Annotated in this window: 12 protein-coding genes; all 12 read right to left on the minus strand. The window is 44.0% G+C overall.

The annotated features are described in order from the left end of the window. Positions 1 to 371: 371 nt before the first annotated feature. Complete coding sequence (locus ASG85_RS21115) at positions 372 to 1,301, minus strand: EamA family transporter (protein WP_057305449.1); 930 nt, start codon at positions 1,299 to 1,301, stop codon at positions 372 to 374. Positions 1,302 to 1,536: 235 nt separating this feature from the next. Then, positions 1,537 to 3,294, minus strand: coding sequence for a methyl-accepting chemotaxis protein (locus ASG85_RS21120; RefSeq protein ID WP_060647668.1), 1,758 nt, complete (start codon positions 3,292 to 3,294; stop codon positions 1,537 to 1,539). Between the two features lie 120 nt (positions 3,295 to 3,414). Further along, a complete protein-coding gene (gene rbsB / locus ASG85_RS21125) occupies positions 3,415 to 4,368 on the minus strand; it encodes a ribose ABC transporter substrate-binding protein RbsB (protein WP_057305451.1) in 954 nt (317 codons plus the stop codon). 23 nt (positions 4,369 to 4,391) lie between these two features. Next, positions 4,392 to 5,303 (minus strand): ABC transporter permease subunit, encoded by a 912-nt coding sequence (locus tag ASG85_RS21130; RefSeq protein ID WP_321166602.1) that lies wholly within the window; start codon positions 5,301 to 5,303, stop codon positions 4,392 to 4,394. A gap of 34 nt (positions 5,304 to 5,337) precedes the next feature. After that, positions 5,338 to 6,846 (minus strand): sugar ABC transporter ATP-binding protein, encoded by a 1,509-nt coding sequence (locus tag ASG85_RS21135; RefSeq protein WP_060647669.1) that lies wholly within the window; start codon positions 6,844 to 6,846, stop codon positions 5,338 to 5,340. Positions 6,847 to 6,860: 14 nt separating this feature from the next. Further along, the gene (rbsD, locus tag ASG85_RS21140; protein ID WP_056839153.1) at positions 6,861 to 7,256 is read right to left on the minus strand and encodes a D-ribose pyranase; all 396 of its coding nucleotides are present in this window, start codon (positions 7,254 to 7,256) and stop codon (positions 6,861 to 6,863) included. Further along, positions 7,253 to 8,194 carry a ribokinase gene (gene rbsK, locus ASG85_RS21145; protein WP_414858768.1) on the minus strand — a complete coding sequence of 314 codons (942 nt, stop codon included), beginning with the start codon at positions 8,192 to 8,194 and terminating at the stop codon, positions 7,253 to 7,255. Before rbsK ends, rbsD begins: the two co-directional genes overlap by 4 nt. Next, a complete protein-coding gene (locus ASG85_RS21150) occupies positions 8,187 to 9,185 on the minus strand; it encodes a LacI family DNA-binding transcriptional regulator (RefSeq protein ID WP_060647670.1) in 999 nt (332 codons plus the stop codon). The genes rbsK and ASG85_RS21150 overlap by 8 nt, the downstream gene beginning before the upstream one ends. Positions 9,186 to 9,492: 307 nt before the next feature. Continuing rightward, positions 9,493 to 10,323, minus strand: coding sequence for an amidohydrolase family protein (locus tag ASG85_RS21155; RefSeq protein WP_060647671.1), 831 nt, complete (start codon positions 10,321 to 10,323; stop codon positions 9,493 to 9,495). A 3-nt stretch (positions 10,324 to 10,326) separates the two neighbouring features. Beyond that, a complete protein-coding gene (locus ASG85_RS21160; protein ID WP_060647672.1) occupies positions 10,327 to 12,201 on the minus strand; it encodes an ADP-ribosylglycohydrolase family protein in 1,875 nt (624 codons plus the stop codon). Positions 12,202 to 13,424: 1,223 nt separating this feature from the next. Beyond that, entirely contained in the window at positions 13,425 to 13,574 is a 150-nt protein-coding gene (locus ASG85_RS38040) for a hypothetical protein (protein WP_156390158.1), read from the minus strand. Between the two features lie 45 nt (positions 13,575 to 13,619). Then, on the minus strand, positions 13,620 to 15,803 hold the full coding sequence (locus ASG85_RS21170) for a hypothetical protein (RefSeq protein ID WP_060647674.1): 2,184 nt from the start codon (positions 15,801 to 15,803) through the stop codon (positions 13,620 to 13,622). Positions 15,804 to 15,885: the final 82 nt, after the last annotated feature.

Below are 15,885 nucleotides of genomic sequence, written 5' to 3' on the forward strand. Positions count from 1 at the left end.
TAAAGAAAAATGAAGTAAAGCCGTTTAAACTCGCAATTTAATAAGTAATCTGTTGCTTTAGTCGACTAGTGTCCAGTATTAGGGGGTTAGACCGAATTCCTGCCTTAATCTATCCTCTATTCGTTCGTTGTTGTATAACGTACAACAATTTTGTCCTAAACAGGCGATTTCGCAACAAATGGGCTCGAAATGTTGTACAGACTGCAACTTCAAGTTGCAAAATAGCCTTAGGGCGTGTAAATTGCTGCAAAAAATGCAACATTGGTAACCACTGTAGCCCATCTACTCAACTTATACTTCCTTACCAACTGAAAAAGGCGAACACGAAATCTTTACGATTTCGCATCCACCTTTTGAGAAAAGACCCATGATCACGCACTTACATTCGCGCCGACAGTAACGGCTTGACTCTTCTTGCGCTTCATAAGCTCAGGAAGGGCAATGCCGAACATCGTGATCCCCACGCCAAGCCATTGCAGCCAGTTGACGGACTCATTCAGCACGACGTATGACATAATGACGGCCGTTGGCAGTTCAGCCGCACTCAAGATTGTAGCTAGCCCGCCGCCAACACGCGGTACGCCAATGGCGTAGAACAACGGCGGAATGACAACACCGAAGAGAGCTAGGAGCAGCGCCCAAGGCAAAAGCGCCTCATGCAAAGAGCCATTTACAAGAAAATGCGGTGGAAACACCAACATGACGAGAATAAACGAACCCGTCAGCATAATCGCGCTTCGTGTGATCGGAGCGACTTGTTTGGCTGTTTTTCCGCTAAACCAGATGAAGAGTGCATAAGTTACTGCAGCCAATAAGCCAAGGGTAACACCTATCCAAGAAACAGCTTCCTGGTCTCCGCCCAAATAACCGCTTGCCATAATTATCCCAACAAACAAGATGACTAGCGATAAAATCTTATCTTTACCAGGACGTTTGCGTTCGACGATTGCCTCCAGCAAGATGCCCATCCACGTAAATTGAAACAACAAGATAATCGCGAACGAAGCCGAAATATACTGCAGAGCCGCATAATATAGCATTCCCGTTAAGCCTGTCGTCGTTCCAACAGCCATGAGCGAGAGTGCTTGCCGCTTTGTTACTTTAAATGAATGCGACGCTGTAGACTGCTTGGCCGATTTCGCAGTCACGAATACCAACAGCCACAGCATAATCACACCGAGTAGGTTTTGGCTGCCGACGACATCGCCGACATTGAAACCAGACTCATAAGCTTTCTTTACAAAAGTAGATAATAAACCGAAGCTGCATGCCCCAGCTAAAACAAATAAAATGTATTTCATGATGCCTCCCTGCGAAAAGAAAAAAACGGACTGTGTGCCCAGTCCGCCACGTTTCGTTATTATGCCATTATATATAAATCTTATGACGAAATCGAGTCACTTCCATTTAAACTACTTTACTGAGAAAGTGTTCCAAGGGTGATTAATGGCCACTCCATTTAACGGCGCATTATTTCGGACAAATTTTTAAAAATGAGAGCGGCCTGCTCTTCAACTCGTATTTGAATACAGTCTTTTATTCTTTATCGATTTTGAACATACTAATTACTTGTTGTAATTCTTGTGCGACTACAGTTAAGGAATTCGAAGAAGCTGTGATTTCTTGCATAGAAGCTAATTGTCCAATGGATGTTTCTGCAACATTTTGGGTATGGCTATAAGACTTTTTGGAGATATGAGTCATTTCCAATACGGACGCAGTCACTTGTTCACTACTCGCGGACATTTGTTCGGATGATGATGCAATCTCTTGAATCTGGATAGATAAGCTGTCGGATGCACCCACGATTTCTTCAAAAGCGGCTCCCGCTAAGCTGACAGATTTCATCCCGTCATGAATTTCACTTACTCCTTCATTCATGGACAAGACTGCGCGACTTGTATCCGTTTGAATACTCCGAATTAATTCCTGAATTTGCTGAGCTGACCGTTCAGACTCCTCTGCTAACTTTTTAACTTCTGCAGCAACGACTGAAAAGCCTCTCCCTAGTTCCCCCGCACGAGCTGCCTCTATCGAAGCATTCAAAGCAAGCAAATGTGTTTGAGATGCGATCTCGGTAATCATATTTACTATGCCGCCGATTTCTATAGAACGATCATTTAATTGTATAAGTTCAGCAGCACTCTTTTGTACAATATCGTTTACAGCATTCATCCGATGGATAGCTAAATGGATCATTTCATTACCTTGAATAGCTCCTTTTGTCGTTTCAATTGCAAGATCTGACGCATTGCTTGAAGCTTCAGCTATATTCTGAATGCCTTTTGACATCTCTTCCATGGCCTTACTTGTTTCAGAGAATCCCAACATTTGATTCTCCGCCCCTGCGGCCACTTCTTGCATGGCTGTTGTAATCTGCTCCGTAGAAAGGGATGTTTCTTCCGAACTCCCCGACAAATCCTCTGACGAAGAAGCTACTGTTATGGAAGCTTGTTGAATCTTAATTACAATACTTTGTAAATTTCCAATCATTTGATTTAGTGAATTTACCAAATTACCAATTTCATCGCGGTTTTTCACTTTCATTGCTTTGATTCTAAGGTCACCTGATGCCACTTGCTCTAGCACACGAGATACCAAACGTACTGGATTAGAAATATTTCGGGTAATAAAATAGGCAAGAATCATGGAAATAATGAGCGAAATGATAATGAAAACTAGAGAAGTTATAATACCTGAATGATAGACTTGTTGAGACTCTTCTCCCGCCTTTATTGAACCATCATGATTGATTTTAACTAAAAAGTTCACATTGATTTGCATATTATCAAATACTTTTTGTGAATCCCTTAAGAATTGTAAAAGCTGATCTCCTTTATCTCCTGAACCCTTATAAATGAGATTAATTTTTTTAGATAACTCAATAAATTGGTTATGTAAAGATTTATATTTGTCCCACTCTTCTTTTAACGAATTGAAATTTACTTGCTCTTCATCGGTAGCAATCGTCTTTGCATATGTCTGAAAGTCATTTTCGATCTTCTCCATGGCTATTTGCGTTTGGGCGTTAAGTTCTCCAATTAAAGATTGATTGGGTTCAATTAAAGTTCGAAGTTCCAGGGAACGCACTTGCTCCGTTAAATAGTTAATCTCATTAATCAATTCAATGCCAGGCAACCGGTCTGCAGTAATGTTTTTAGTTTTAACGTTCACAGATTTCAATTGATTCATTGTTGTCAAACCAAGCATACACATCAATAACAAAATTACGATAAAGCCGGCATATAACTTCTTACCGACAGTTAGTTTTATTATTTTAAATCGTTGATTCACAGTGCCAACCTCCAATGTTGAATTCACCTTTTAAACAGAAGATGAACCCCACCACCTTTATTTCCTTCAGTGGAAGGGTTCATCGCTCATTTTGCTAATATGATAAACATATACGTATTCTTATTTTTTCGTAATCAATTCCAAATCTACAGGAATAAATTTTTCAACTTTTTCCCCTTTAAGCACTTTCAACGCTGTTTTTACAGCCGTGTCTCCGATGGATGCCGGTTTTTGAGCAACTGTTGCGGCAAGTTTCCCGTCATTTACAGCTTTAACCGCGTCATCTGTAGCATCGAAACCAACTACAGCAATATTTTTACCAGAGGATTGAATCGCTTGAAGGGCACCTAATGCCATTTCATCATTATGAGCAAATACCGCCTGAATATCTTTATTTCCTTGCAAAATATTTTCCATAACGGAAAGCCCTTTTGCTCGGTCGAAATCAGCAGGTTGAGAAGCAATCACTTTTACGCCAGCTTTTCCGTCAACAGCATCATGGAAGCCTTTTCCGCGATCACGTGCTGCAGAAGTTCCTGCGATCCCTTGAAGTTCTACAAGATTACCTTTATCACCAAGGGTTTTCAAAATAAAGTCGCCTGCCATTTTACCGCCTTTTACATTATCTGAAGCGATGTGAGTAACGACTGTTCCTCCATTGGCTGCACGGTCAACTGTAATTACAGGAATGTTGGCTTTATTGGCAGATTGAACTGCAGTAACAATAGCATCGCTATCTGTCGGATTGATAAGAATTACGCTTACCTTTTTCTGAATTAAATCTTCAATACCGCTAATTTGTTTCGCTGTATCGTTTTGAGCATCTACAACGACCAAAGTAGCACCAGCTTCTTTTGCCGCTTTATCCGCACCGTCTTTCAAGGTGACGAAGAATGGATTATTTAAAGTGGAAACGGAAAGCCCAATTGTCATTTTGCCAGCAGCTGCTTTGCTATCCGCGGTAGCTGATGGTGCAGTCGTAGCTCCTCCCTCAACCTTAGATTGAGTCGAACAACCAGCGAGTATCAGGAACACAGCTACTACGGCGGATAATACGAGATTCATTTTTTTCATGGTAAACTCCCCTTTGATGTGTTTTATTTTCGAGCTTTCGATCGGTCTAACAATACAGCAATTAAGATAACTACCCCTTTAACCACCTGCTGATAAAAAGACGAAACATTTAATAGGTTAAGACCGTTGTCCAATACACCAATGATCATGGCTCCGATTAATGTACCGACAATCCAGCCTCTTCCCCCTGATAAACTGGTCCCACCGAGAACTACGGCTGCAATCGCATCCAGTTCAAACGCTCCTCCAGCTGTCGGCTGAGCGGAGTTAAGTCTGGAAGTTAGAATGATACCGCTAATTGCTGCAAATAAACCGCTAATCGAGTAAACCAAGATTTTTACTTTCGATGTGTTAATACCTGAAAGCCAAGTCGCCTCCTCGTTGCTGCCGAGTGCGTAGACACGTCGACCAAAAGTTGTATGCTTTAAAATGATATATAAAACTGCAAATGCAATAACCATCCATATAATCGGCATTGGAATTTGCAGAAAATACCCCTTCCCTAACAACGCGAAATCCTCTTTGAAGCCTGTAATTGGCCTTCCCTGTGTATAAACTAAGGTAAGTCCGCGGAATACGGTCATCGTTGCCAGTGTCGCAATAAATGGAGCTACCTTGCCTTTCGTGATTAATAAACCGTTGATCGCCCCCATGACCAAACCGCCAACTAAACCGATTCCTACAGCTAGCCACGTATTCATCCCGCTTGCCATTAAACCAGCCGTAAAAGCACTTGATAAAGCCAGTATGGATCCTACAGAAAGGTCGATTCCCCCAGTCAGAATGACGAATGTCATACCGAAGGCAATAAGAGCATTAATTGAAATTTGACGAAGAACGTTAAAAATATTACCAACGGTTAAAAAGTCACCGTTCACTACCGACAAAATGACTACAATTAGAACCAATCCCAATAAAGACCCCAAACTCTGCATCTTACCGATTTTGGGTCTGCTTAAAGCTTTACCGTCAACCTGCATGTCGGTTCCCTCCCCCTGTTGCACTTAACATAATTTTTTCCTGACTTGCATCTTCTTGTGTAAATTCACCGCTTATTTTCCCCTCGTGCATAACGAGTATACGGTCACTCATTCCTAAAACTTCCGGAAGCTCGGAAGAGATCATAAGAATGGCTACACCTTGTGAAACTAATTCATTCATTAGATCATAGATTTCTTTCTTCGCACCGATATCAACTCCGCGTGTAGGTTCATCCAATATCAATACTTGCGGGTTCGTGGCCAACCATTTCCCGATGACCACTTTTTGCTGATTACCTCCGCTTAGAGAGCCGACCTTCTGCTCACTGTTTGGTGTTTTAATCAGTAGTTTTTTTATCATGGAATCCGATAGTTCCCGTTCCTTTGAACGATTCATGAATCCAAATGATGACAATATCTTTAAATTCGGAAGGGCTAGGTTGTCGTTGACCGAAAGGGGAAGGAGCAGTCCCTCATCTTTCCGATCTTCCGTGATTAAGCCAATACCCGCGTGAATGGCATCAATTGGTTTATGAATGGAGACTGGTTTTCCGTTAATAGAAATCGTTCCACGATCAATAGGTGTCACTCCGAACAATGCTTTCGCCAGTTCTGTTCTTCCAGCGCCCATAAGTCCAGCGATGCCAACGATCTCTCCAGCTCTTACAGTTAACGAAATGTCATGGAGCTTCCCTTTTTGAGTCAAACCATTGACCGTTAGTTTTTCTTCACCTAGGGTGACTTTCACTTTAGGAAAACGGTCTTTAATTTCCCTGCCGACCATCATTTTGACGAGATGATCCATTGTCGTATTGGCAATGTATTCGGTTCCAATATAATGTCCATCGCGCATCACCGTAACTTGATCGCAAATCCTAAAAATTTCTTCCATCCGATGGGAAATATAAATCATGCCAACACCCTTTTCCTTAAGGGAAGCGATGACCAGGAACAATGCCTCAATTTCACGGTCCGTGAGGGCCGCCGTCGGTTCATCCAAAACAAGAATTTCTGCTTTCATAGATAACGCTTTCGCAATTTCGACCATTTGCTGTTGACCTACAGAAAGCTCATTAACTAACGTACCCGGATCAATATTCAAACCCAATTGCGATAAATAACGATGAGACTCTTGTCTCATCCGTCTCCAGCTAATTAGCTTCGACTTCCCATAAGTGAATTCTCGGCCAAGAAAAATATTTTCCATAACCGTTAAATGGGGAACCATATTTAGCTCCTGATGAATAATAACGATGCCTAAGTTTTGTGCCATGGAAGGTGATGCAATATCGTAAACGTTTCCATTAACAGTAATGGACCCACTATCCTTTGTATAAATTCCACCTAATATTTTCATTAGCGTAGATTTACCAGCCCCATTTTCCCCCATCAACGCATGAACTTCTCCGCGATGCAGGGTAAAATCAACCTGCTCTAGCACCTTAACTCCAGGGAAACTTTTACTGATTCCCTTCATTTCTAACAATTTGGACGTCATTCCAATTCCTCCTTTCAGAAGATAACTCCAGCCTGAAGAATGACATTGGCATATGGAGTAAACTCACCTGTTCGTATGATTGCCTTAGCCTGATGAGTCATTGTCTTCAGTTCTTCATGACTCACCTCGTGCACAGTTACCCCGTTTAAGGAAGTTTCCATTTGCTTCTTTAGCTTTGGAGTTACCTGATCCATTTCACTTGCAATGAAAGCCTGCTCAACTTGCATTTCTAGAAGTACGGTTTCCAAACAATCCATAAAAGAAGGAACACCTTGTTTCAAAGCCAGATCAATTCGCTTTACGTGAGCAGGAATAGGCAACCCGCTATCACAAATGACAATCGTGTCGGTATGCCCAAGTTCACTGATCACCTTGGAAATTTCACTATTTAAAATTCCAATCTTTTTCATGTAGGTTCTCCCTTGGAATTTTTCGCAAATAGTTCCACATCCTCTATGCTTGGCATTCCAGCTTGAGCACCAAACTTAGTAACAGCTAGTGCGGAAACCTTTGCTGCAAATGATACAGATTGTTCCAAGCTGTTGTGCTTGGCAAGCGAAACAGCTAATCCGGCATTGAATGAATCTCCAGCACCTGTCGTATCAACAACAGAAACCTTATAACCGGGTACTTTTTGCAGCTTCCCTTTTTCTAAAAAAGCGGATCCATCAGCACCCAACGTCGTGATAACGTTGTTAGCTCCCCGTTGTATTATGCTTGTCATCGCAGTTTCCAATTCATCACCCTCTGCCTGAATCCCAGTAAGCAAACTCAATTCTGACCGGTTGGGAGTGATGTAATCTACATTCCTCAATAACTCATCGGGCAAAAACTGAGCGGGAGCCGGATTCAAAACGACAGTCTTCCCGAATGACTTTGCCTTCTTCGCAGCATGAATAACCGTAGCTAAAGGAATTTCCAGCTGAAGAAGAAGGATGTCCGCATTTTGGATGATTGCCTCATATCTATCGATATCGTCTGGCAGCAATTGATAATTAGCACCTGGAACAACCACGATGCTGTTATCCCCATTTGAAATAAAGATGGAAGCTATCCCCGTTGCAGTGCCATCCACGAGTTTAACCGAGTTTCTACTGATCTTATTATCATCTAATGCTTTCAGGAGCTCTTGACCAAAACTGTCTGTGCCGACCGCTCCAATCATGGTTGTTTTGGCTCCGAGCCTTGCAGCCGCTACCGCTTGATTTGCACCTTTGCCACCTGGTATGAACCGGGCGTTAGATCCAAGAATCGTTTCTCCCAGTTGTGGGTGTCTATCTGCTTCAATAACGATATCCATGTTTAAACTTCCGATCACAACGATATGTGGTACCTTCAATTTACCCACTCCTCTTCGTAGATTCTCTTGGGATTAACGTGACATCCAGTTCATAAATTTGATCCGCTTCGATGGTGCCTTCGATCTTCTTAATCAAAATCCTCGATACTAAAGCACCCATATCGTAAATGGGTTGCGCAATCGTTGTTAGTTCAGGTTCTGTTATTTCCGTCATATTTATTCCATCAAATCCACAAACTACAACTTGTCCAGGTACTTGAATGCCCATTCTATGCAGCGCTTTCAAGGCTCCGACAGCCATTAAATCATTTCCTGCAAAAATAGCATCAATATCAGGATGCCGCCGCATAAGTTCCTCTGTAGCTTTTATACCACCGCTAATCCCAAAATCCCCTTGAACCATTAAGCTTGGGCTGAACCAATCAAAACCTCTTACGGATTCCTCATATCCAATTAATCTCTCTTTGGCAGGGATCAGATCCTGAGGACCATAAATATGCCCGATTTTCTTGCTTCCTGACTCAAGAAGATGTTTTACTGCTAATCTGCCTCCCTCACGATTGTTCGAACGAACAACGCTGCAGGATTTATCGGTAGGCGCTCGGTCTAAACAAACAAACGGGATGTTAAAGGACGCCAATTTGTCTACATCTTCTTGTCCCAATGTATTGGATGCAAAAATAATGCCATCGATGTTTTTGCTCTTTAATATATCAATATAATTTTTTTCTTTACCAATTTGGCCATCAGAGTTGCATAATATGACGGTAAATCCATACGTAGAAGCAACATCTTCAACCGCCCGGGCTAGCTCTGGAAAAAAGGGGTTTGAAATGTCTGGTAAAATTAGCGCAAATGTTTTTGTGCTTTTTCCAGCAAGTCCCCTTGCTACCACACTCGGTAAATAATTCAGTTTTTCAATCGCATGTTTTATATTTAGTTCCGTATCTGCGTTGACATATCCACTTTTGTTTAAGTACCGAGAAATAGTGGCAACAGAGACTCCGGCTAACTTGGCTACATCACGAATGGTTGCCATCCTAGTTTCACTTCCAACTTCATATTATGGTAACGATACCGCAAATTAATAATAACCTTAACAATATATACGTTTCACAATGTGGTACCGGTTACACATGAAATATATCATAGTTTATTTTCATTCGCAAGATAAATATCTTAACAACAAGCGTTTGTTGCAAACACCAATCAATCTGTTCAAACCGATCTTAACTTATAGCTCAGATGCGAAAAGCCCCTGCTGCCTAATGGCAGAAAGGAGCATTTCCATGGATATTCAAAAGGGCTGCCGCTTATAGCTACCCCCTATATGTTTTTAGGTAAGCCTACAATAATTGATAAAATCGTGCTGCATTACCTCCAAAGATAGCAGAATGATCCTCCCTAGACAGGTTGGAGGGAAGCGCGTTCAGCAAAGCCAAATAAACCTCATCATAGCTGCAAGTAGTTAAACATACAGGCCAATCGCTGCCAAACATCACCCGATCTGTGCCAAACACTTCGATGACATGATGCACATAAGGAGCCAGATCCATCCAGTTCCAAGCTTGCTGATCGGCTTCTGTTACTAGTCCTGACAGCTTGCACATGACATTAGGGAATGCAGCCAATTCAGCTATCTCTGTTTTCCAAGGTTCGAAGATGCGTCCCGCGATAAAAGGCTTTGCCGCATGATCGACCACTGCCCGAAGTGTCGGAAAGCTTCGAAACGCCTCCAATATATATGGATGATGCCGTGGTCTAAGCTGCAAATCAAGCGGAAAATCATCCTTGACCAACTGCTCCATATTTTGCATGACTTGTGGTCGAAGAATCCATGCATTCGGTAGATCCTGAAGCATCGGACGAAAGCCAACAAATCCTTTATCCCCTCGAAACTTAGCATATTGCTGGCTAAATAGCGGTGAATCCAGATCTAGCCAGCCGACCACTCCAGCTATACATTCATACTCATCATATAAAGATAGCAAGAATTGCGTTTCCTCCAGCGTCGGCGCGGCTTGCACGACAATCGTACGTTCGAAGTGATAGCGTTCCAACGATTCCTGCAGCTGCTCCGGCATATAGTCCGCAAATAAAATACCCTGCTCAGCGGTCAGCCAGCCATAGTCTCCGCGTTCCGTTTTCCAATAATGCTGATGCGCATCAATTCTCATAGGTCACCCAAACAAAATATCAGTAAAGTAATAGTGGGGACCAGGTAGTGTTGTGTTAAGAAGTGCCACCGGTAAGACATAAACCTCTAGAGGGCATCCGTTCCTTGTTGCCTCTATTTCAATCTCATAGCTTCCTGCAGCTAGTGTTATTTCAATCCTTTGTTCTTCCGGAGCCCGATGATAAGCTGGCATGAATTCCAACGATTCTTTACATTCAATGACGATTTTACCGTTTAATTTCAATACGATAGGTCCTCTTGCGACCGCAATAAGACGAATCTTTCGCTCTATCGGGTTGAAGAGTTTCGTTTGAGCGCGATACAAGCCATCGTCCTCACTACCGAGTTCCTTCTCCCATACCAAACGATTGCCTGGGAAAAACACTTCTTTCCCCTCGTTGCCGCTTGGTCCCCAAATCATCCATTTAGAAGCGTTTACCAATGAAAAAGGAACCTTTTGAGCAGCCCATACGGAGTGGTCATGAAATCGTGTCCAGACGAATGCAAGCTCATAGTTTGATTTAGCAATCGCTCCAGCTGTGATTTCCGTATGCCATTCTATCGATTCATTAGGTTGCAAGTTTACCTCAAGTGCAATCTGTCCCACCCAGTCCTTCGGCAGTTCTAACGCGATATTGCCTACTAGTGATGTTAATGAACGGTTGGTAAATGTGATATGCAGCGTTTTCTTCTGATTCACTCCGATGGCTGGACCTTCCTGACCGAAATCGATCTCAAGCTCAGCATCCGGACTGTTACGAATTCCTTGCGGCAGCAGGTAGTGATTAGCCGTTACCTTCCTTGACCAAAGCTCCTTTATTTTCTCATCCGTTTCGTTCGTTTCTAATGGTTGGTTCCATGAAGTAGGAAGGTCGGGATGCACTAGAATGTCCGTATCCCAAGCTGCAAGAATTTGCTTGCCCATGCGAATGGTACGCCGGGTTAACTCATCCAAATCCTTTGGCGCGGGAAATCCTTTAATTGGCGGGCTAACGACAACCCGATCACCGACAGGCTTTACCCATTTATCCGGCAAACCTTCTGGACCGAGCAGCATGCCTAATATAGCGCCAAGAGTAGCAGCTGTACAATCCGTATCGTAACCGCAGTTGACCGCTTTCAAAATCGCATCCTCGAAATCCTCGCCATATAACCAGCCAAGAATGGTAAATGCAATATTTTGCGGGGCATCCGTAAAGTTATCGTTGCCATGATGCTCAAGAATAAGCAAACGCGCTTCGAGCCAATCTTTCCCTTCCTTATGCCAGTGGAGCAGATCTTTCAATGCATTGGCGGTGCGGCAATGTTCAGGTATATAGGTCATGCCGATCTCAATCAAGCGATCCCGATCCTTCTCATAGAATATAGCGCTCTCGAGGGCGGCAAAAAACATTTCTCCGTACACCCCTTCTCCGCCGGCATGGTCCACAATGGCATCCTGATAAGCATAATGAGCCGCTGTACTAGGCGAACCAGGTGTCACCATGGCCCAGATTTCGGAACGAATGGGTGAACCCATACACTCTTTGAACGGATTGTTGAATGATCCAGCAACGGGTGCAAGAAGACCTCTTCTCAGATTCGTCAGCGCGTATCCATACTCATCAAATGGGAAAAAGATATGCTCCAACCACTCCTGCCCAAGCTCTCGCGCAGTCAATCCCGGACCATATTGCTCCAAAGCATGCAGCCACACCAATTGTAAGTCCAGATCATCATTCTCGAGCGGACCGTCCGGCAGCTCCGGATAAAAGGTCAACTCCAATAGTTCCTTAATGCCCTCTACGGGTGCACCAAGTGTTCCCCCTATATTTTTCCCAAGCCATCCCCCATATACGATGCGATAGTAATCTTGTTCATTCAGAATTCGGATACTCATGATGAAACCTCCCGTAAGTTGTTTTTGTGTTCATAACTTCATCATAAGACCGATTTCTTAAAGGAGCCATGTCCATCGTTATGTTTTCAAAAGAATAAATATTAGAAGTTGTCATGCGCCGTGCTTTGAACAATTGCTATGAATCGGGAATATTTAACAAAAAAGTGGATTTAATTGAACGTCTATCTTCTATTTGGGCAGAAAATCCCAAAAATACTGATAAACAGCTGGTCGAATTCAACTCTGAGGAGTGACTTCGGACATATAAGCTGCTAAGCTGCGGATCATAGGGAACGAACAGCCTTTATTTCGGTGATTATGCCGATGCTGGACCGTTACGCGTTCTGCTAATTAATCCGTTTAAGGTCGTGCTACGGCAGAGCCAGGAATTCCGTCAGCTGCTGAAGAAGTTTGTATTAGGTTTGTGTGTTTATTTAGGTGTTATTGAGGTGTTATTGAGGTTATTTTGGGTTTGTGAGGTTGTTTTGAATAAGAAGAATAGATGTCCGTATAGATTCTGTTGCACAATATCCAATGGAATCTCATATAGGAAGTGTTCATAAGCAATTCCATTGGATAAAATGCAATGTTTTTTCCGAAAATGGCTCAAAAGTAGACTTCGGAGAGAAAACCATTGCATATTGTCCAATGGAATGATGCATTCACGAGTAGCATGTTGAATTTCATTGTATTTGATCCAATGGATTTAATCCTATTAACCGCTCAAGCTCAAGCTCAAGCGTTGCCCTTTGGAACACTTATTTCTGTCCTAAGAATGTACTTTAGAGGCTTTAGAGAGGTACTTTATTTTTGATGATAGAAAAGGAGCCTATCGATTTCATCGACAGGCTCCTACGTCTAGTGATGCCAGCTGCGGGTTGAATTTGGAAACGGAAAGAACAACTATGGGTGCTGCTTGCCAGATTGGGCCATGAGATGGAGATGCGCTCCTTAATTGAAGTTGTAAAAAGTTAAGTGCATAGAGGGAGGTAAATCGTATTCTGTGAGCCGTTATTTCGGTGATTATGCTCCGGATCTTTCATTTTGATCAAATAGCGCCCTCACGTTCTTCTCATTCAATTTTACACGAGATTTCCAGAAATAACGCATCGTCGTCGTTCCGCTAGTTAGAAGTCGGGTGACATAGGCGGTAGCAAAAAGGCACTTCGCTTTATAGCGAAATGCCTTCTCTTACAAAGTGCCGAACACCATGCCGCTAGGTTTCAATTGTCTTTCGTATCAACGTCCATCTCACCGTTAAGCTGATTGGCATAATCGCGCATCAAATCAAAATCCGGATTACAGATTTCCTCCTGCATGTTGGCTTCATCTAAATCCTGCGTATTCAAGAGATTCATGTTCTCTTTGTCCATCCTTCTCTCACCTTCCTGAGAGTAGGTTTTCCATCTTCATACAATTTATTCCTTTTCGAAATTGACTGAAACGAGTGTCCCCTCCGGTACTCCAGGATAGCGGATTAGAAGCGTTTGAGATCCGGGTTCCCAGCTTCGATCTACAACTTCAAGACCATCCGCGATGACATGACGAGGGTCCTCTTTCAGTTGAAGCCTTGTACTCACGATTATTCCTGCAGGTGCCTCGGAGACGAACTGAAACTTCCCATTTACGATGGGTTCCTCGTCACGGATTCGCGATGAACTGACGATGACAGCTGAAGTCTGTTCAGGAGCTACCTCAAGGTCATAGAGTAAACTTCCCTTGCCTGGTTCGACAACCGGATTGCTCACAATAGCAAGTCTGGCATCGAAAAGATCGATAAAGCGGCCATGAACGGTGACAGCTTCATCCGAAAGCGACTCTGTCATGACGCGTGTCGCGACATACGGACCTCGACGGATTTGAAGGTATTGCTTTTCATGCAATGGCTCCTCATCTCCGCGCATAGCTAGTGCACGCTTTACACTTTCGCGGACCCAATTCGCGCCGTATTCGGTTTCAGCCAGCCGGGCTGGATGTACGCGGTGGACGATAACACCGCCTTGACCTATCCGGTACTCTCCATCCTCGGGGCGGCGCCCTATCCCAATCGCCTCGAAGAGGTGATCATCTGGCCGTTCGTAGGCTTTGGCGCCTTGGTTCCACCATTCCTTGACACTGTGGTACGGGTCACTGCCATCGCCAACATAGATTAAGCAGCCTCCTTCTCGTATCCACTGCGACAGCACTTGATGAAGACCGGCATGCTCCGGTTTCATAAATTCATAACTAAGCAACAGTACTCGATAATCGTCCAAATATCCCGGAAAATGAAGCAAATTGTCCAGCTGAACCGGGCGAAGCGGTATGCCATGTTTAACAAGCGGCAGCGCCAGCCCATAGAATGCCGACCAATTCAGCATCTCTTCGTGATGCTCGGAAGGGAGAATTAGCGAACTGATGGTGCCATCGTAACGAAAGTCAGCCTCATTTGACTGCAACTCAATGTCACCCCGTTGGAACATCGCTGAGTTGGCCAGGAGGAGACCGATTCCATCCGTTTGTTCATCGGACATGATTTCCTCATGGCGGTGCATATCACGAAGTACGTTCATAACGGTCAACAGCTCGGTCGCGTAATCGGGCGGGATCATTTCTTTCCCTTTGCCGTCTTCCTTCGGATAGGCAATCTCGAACACTCTTCGCGGCCAAGGGCATATCTCGTAATTGTTTACGTAAGGATGAAGCAGAGAAGCCACAACTGTATCTTCATAATTAATCTTATAGTCCGACCACGTGTAATTCGGATTGTCCTCAATCGGATCATGCAGGAACCACATATCACGGCCCGTGCCGCGAACGAGCTCTTGCATGACGCCGTATTCAAGGAATGCCGTTTCGAACGTTCGTTCCTCACGGATACCTTTGTACACATTACGCGTACGCGCTGTTCCCGTCCATACTTGAGCAATAAACCCGTCGCAAGCTGGCATGTTGACGAGCAGCGCTTCCGGACTCACAATTCGCCACTGCGTGTAATTGATCAGACTATGTGTCGGTACATAAAATCGAATCGCACGCCCATATTGGACTTCCGCATATTCCTTCATCTGCGCACATAAGCGATCTAGCGTACGATAGTACAGATACGCCTTCAACTTGGACGCCCGGTACTGCGCGTCTGGCGACTCATGAGGCGGTATCCACGACTCCTGATAAAAGATGCGCCATTCCCGCTGGAAAGCTTCCGAATATCCGCCAGCTACCCAAAACTCCGGCTCCTCCAAATGAATGGCTTCGGCCCCACAGTCGATTGCCCGCTTAATACCGGCTGCAAGGTACTCGCTGAAGGAAATCGTCGGAACCATATAAGGCACGTCTTTGCCGTGCAGCAGGTGGTCGCCGGCGCGATTGGTCTGTGCTTCATCCCAATGATCACGGCCATCATACTTTCCGTACAAATAGTCTTGATATTCTCCCCATGACACTCCTGTCATGAGGTGGATGATATAGCCCCTTTCTTTCCACCCGGCGATTCGTTCCTCCAAGTCATCCGAGATGCCATACACCATGACAAAATCGCTTCGCAAATCGTACTTAGCTCCATACGGACGCGATTCTTGGAAACCCGTCCATTCCTTCCTATCCGATACCGGTCTCGACAAAGGTAATCCCTCCTCTAGGAGTTCCCACTCGGCAGAACAAGAACGGGAGAGTCATATTGCCTCTCCCGTCGTTCGCCACCAG

The sequence above is a fragment of the Paenibacillus sp. Soil724D2 genome (genome assembly GCF_001427935.1).
Lineage (GTDB): Bacteria > Bacillota > Bacilli > Paenibacillales > NBRC-103111 > Paenibacillus_E.

Bases quoted from the DNA above. Each gene is read 5' to 3' on its own strand.
- ASG85_RS21155 (WP_060647671.1), bottom strand. From the start codon at position 10,323: ATGAGAATTGATGCGCATCAGCATTATTGGAAAACGGAACGCGGAGAC.
- rbsD (WP_056839153.1), bottom strand. From the start codon at position 7,256: ATGAAAAAGATTGGAATTTTAAATAGTGAAATTTCCAAGGTGATCAGT.
- ASG85_RS21150 (WP_060647670.1), bottom strand. From the start codon at position 9,185: ATGGCAACCATTCGTGATGTAGCCAAGTTAGCCGGAGTCTCTGTTGCC.
- ASG85_RS21135 (WP_060647669.1), bottom strand. From the start codon at position 6,846: ATGACGTCCAAATTGTTAGAAATGAAGGGAATCAGTAAAAGTTTCCCT.
- ASG85_RS38040 (WP_156390158.1), bottom strand. From the start codon at position 13,574: ATGGACAAAGAGAACATGAATCTCTTGAATACGCAGGATTTAGATGAA.
- ASG85_RS21160 (WP_060647672.1), bottom strand. From the start codon at position 12,201: ATGAGTATCCGAATTCTGAATGAACAAGATTACTATCGCATCGTATAT.
- rbsB (WP_057305451.1), bottom strand. From the start codon at position 4,368: ATGAAAAAAATGAATCTCGTATTATCCGCCGTAGTAGCTGTGTTCCTG.
- ASG85_RS21115 (WP_057305449.1), bottom strand. From the start codon at position 1,301: ATGAAATACATTTTATTTGTTTTAGCTGGGGCATGCAGCTTCGGTTTA.
- ASG85_RS21130 (WP_321166602.1), bottom strand. From the start codon at position 5,303: ATGCAGAGTTTGGGGTCTTTATTGGGATTGGTTCTAATTGTAGTCATT.